The sequence below is a fragment of the Herbaspirillum sp. VT-16-41 genome, from assembly GCF_001994935.1.
Lineage (GTDB): Bacteria > Pseudomonadota > Gammaproteobacteria > Burkholderiales > Burkholderiaceae_D > Herbaspirillum > Herbaspirillum frisingense.
Map to the genome: position 1 here is coordinate 1 of NZ_MUXB01000186.1, position 2,409 is coordinate 2,409.

The window sequence follows — 2,409 nt, forward strand, 5'->3', positions numbered from 1 at the left end:
GAGTCCTCAATGTGACTAGAGTACAGAAAAAATAACGATATAAGAACCGCAGCCAGATCGACCATGTCGAGGGCACCCTCATCTACTGCAAGGAGTGCTCTGCCTGAGCAGAGCCCACACCGGGGCTCGGCGCGGTGCACCGTCACGGACGGTGCGCTGCGCCGTTCTCGTTCCGCCGTCAGTTCGCCTGCGCGGCCCTCAGTGCCAGCGCCAGGTCCTCCGGGCGCCGGGAGGAGGCGATCCACGCGGTGGTCGGATCCTCGTCGTCCAGCACCTCGGCGCGCACACCCGTGTGGATCCAGCCGCGCGTGCAGTGATGCGCTCCTCCGCTCTGCAGACCATCGCGCTGACCGGCCATGATGCGCGGAAGTGGGACCCCAAACGGCTGCGCGCGCGGTTGCTCGAGATCCCCGCGCCCCTCGTGCGCCGCGCCCGGCACAAGGTCCTCCACCTCGCCGAACATGCACCCGAAGCCGTGAGGGTCCTGACCGGCGTCAACCGGCTCCGCACCACCGTCGCACAGACCTAACCCGGCGAGACCACCCGCCCCTACGACCAGCAGCTCCTCTTCTCGGGAGTGGAACCCGACCGCCCGCAACGGACACTGCGACGATCTGTCACACCCGAATGCCACAATCAGCAGCTCAACACCGGCAACGACGCCGACCCACCCCGCTCACCAGCCCCATGAAACATCGAGGTGAGTTGATCAGGTAGTACGCCCCGAGCGCGTACTGGAAGTTCGGGCAGGAGACGCGCACGATTTCGGCGCCGGCCTTCTCCAGCAGCTCCAGGGACTCCTGGAAGCGAGCGCGCACCTCGGGGGCGAAGCCTTCGCCCTCGAGCTCGGAGATGACGCCGATGCGCAGGCCCTTGACCTCACGTCGACGCGCTGCCTCGACGTAGGGGCCGACGGGGGCCGGCAGTGAGGTGGAGTCGCGCGGGTCGTGCCCGGCGATCAGCTCGTGCAGCAGGGCGGAATCCTCGACGGTGCGGGTCACGGGGCCGGCCTGGTCCAGGGAACTGGCCATGGCGATCAGACCGTAGCGGGAGACGGAGCCGTAGGTGGGCTTGACGCCCGCGGTGCCGGTGACGATTATTTATTCCCCTAAATGCTCTTTAACTACGTCAGCTAATGCATTTAATGCTTCTTCTTCATCATTTCCTTCAGTAGAAATTTCGATCTCTGCTCCACCAGGGATTCCTAAAGACATAACACCCATAATGGATTTTAAATTAACGGATTTACCCTTGTAATTAATGTTTACTTCGGATTCGAACTGTCCAGCTTTATTAACTAATAATGTAGCTGGTCTTGCATGCACTCCAGACTCAGCTGTGATTTTAAATGTTTGTGATTTCATTTTTTCACCCTTCTTCCTATAATTCACTCGAACACTATTTAAGCTGTACGAGTTAACTATGTTTATTATATACAATTTTATATATTTATCAAACGAAACGACATCATTCGTGAAAGAAGTTTGCTGTGAAGACAACTCATTAAAGTGTCATACTCACCTCCCCATTTAAGCCTTGTTCCGTTTGTAAATGACAGGCAATTCAGCCCCACGCTTAACGGGCAGAATGTCTCGTTTCGCATTGCCACCCTGCCGTGCCGACACGGTGAAAAAGTGGTACTGAGGTTGTTACATCAGGTAAGTCAGGCACTCGACCTTCATCAGCTAGGAATGACCCACTCCCAACTGGCGCAATTCCAGCAGGCTTTGAACAAACCCCAGGGATTGCTACTGGTCACCGGCCCCACGGGCAGTGGAAAAACCGTCACCCTCTACAGTGCGTTGCAGGCTCGCAATAAGCCTGAGATCAATCTCTGCAGCGTGGAAGATCCGATTGAGATCCCGCTTACTGGCCTGAATCAGACACAGATTAACCCACGCGCCGGGTTGACCTTCCAGAGTGTATTACGGGCGCTTTTGCGACTTTTTCTTCTGTTCCTATGTAGATCACATACAGATTACAATCTTTTGCCTTCCGAAACCATCCAACCTTAATTAAACGCTCCTCATCTGGCTTTGTGGTCCACACGGTGAGTGCTTCATCCTCTAATTGTCTAGTAACCTTACGCTCCTCCATTATAGTATCAAAACGATCAATTCTTTGTTACTTCCGTGAAGGTTATAACCTTGCTCCAACAAGGTTTTAATAGCTTGAATATTTGTTTCTTTGGTCGCCTTACGAGTTGTAAGGCCTTTTTCATTTCTTCTTGATTTCTTCTGTTTCTTGTAGCTGTACCGGTAATCAAATCCGTATTTTTTAACACTGTACAATTGATTCTCGAACTCGTCTTTTGACAATGGACTCTTTAATTCTAAGTTCATCGACCATGCAGCTGCACTAGCATCAGAAAGACTGCCAGACGTTCTTAAAACAAATAGAGCGTAAAAA

Annotated in this window: 5 protein-coding genes; 1 reads left to right on the forward strand and 4 read right to left on the reverse strand. The window is 53.6% G+C overall.

The window, feature by feature from the left end; translation table 11 throughout:
* Nucleotides 1–178 precede the first annotated feature (178 nt).
* The 3 genes from BTM36_RS30045 to BTM36_RS30055 all read right to left on the reverse strand — a co-directional run bounded on the left by BTM36_RS30045 (nucleotide 179) and on the right by BTM36_RS30055 (nucleotide 1,364).
* Nucleotides 179–463, reverse strand: coding sequence for a DUF3093 family protein (locus BTM36_RS30045; protein ID WP_217349644.1), 285 nt, complete (start codon nucleotides 461–463; stop codon nucleotides 179–181).
* 181 nt (nucleotides 464–644) lie between these two features.
* Nucleotides 645–1,100: an amidase family protein gene (locus BTM36_RS30050; RefSeq protein WP_217349647.1), complete on the reverse strand. Its 456-nt coding sequence runs from the start codon at nucleotides 1,098–1,100 to the stop codon at nucleotides 645–647.
* Complete coding sequence (locus BTM36_RS30055) at nucleotides 1,101–1,364, reverse strand: phosphocarrier protein HPr (protein ID WP_047184610.1); 264 nt, start codon at nucleotides 1,362–1,364, stop codon at nucleotides 1,101–1,103. It lies immediately after the preceding gene.
* A gap of 144 nt (nucleotides 1,365–1,508) precedes the next feature.
* On the opposite strand from BTM36_RS30055, the gene BTM36_RS30060 reads away from it, so the two are divergent.
* Nucleotides 1,509–2,015: an ATPase, T2SS/T4P/T4SS family gene (locus BTM36_RS30060; protein ID WP_217349645.1), complete on the forward strand. Its 507-nt coding sequence runs from the start codon at nucleotides 1,509–1,511 to the stop codon at nucleotides 2,013–2,015.
* Nucleotides 2,016–2,096: 81 nt separating this feature from the next.
* On the opposite strand, the gene BTM36_RS30065 is transcribed toward BTM36_RS30060, so the two are convergent.
* The coding region (locus BTM36_RS30065; RefSeq protein WP_217349646.1) for a hypothetical protein at nucleotides 2,097–2,409 on the reverse strand (313 nt) is incomplete at its 5' end.

Bases quoted from the DNA above. Each gene is read 5' to 3' on its own strand.
- BTM36_RS30045 (WP_217349644.1), bottom strand. From the start codon at position 463: ATGTTCGGCGAGGTGGAGGACCTTGTGCCGGGCGCGGCGCACGAGGGG.
- BTM36_RS30055 (WP_047184610.1), bottom strand. From the start codon at position 1,364: ATGAAATCACAAACATTTAAAATCACAGCTGAGTCTGGAGTGCATGCA.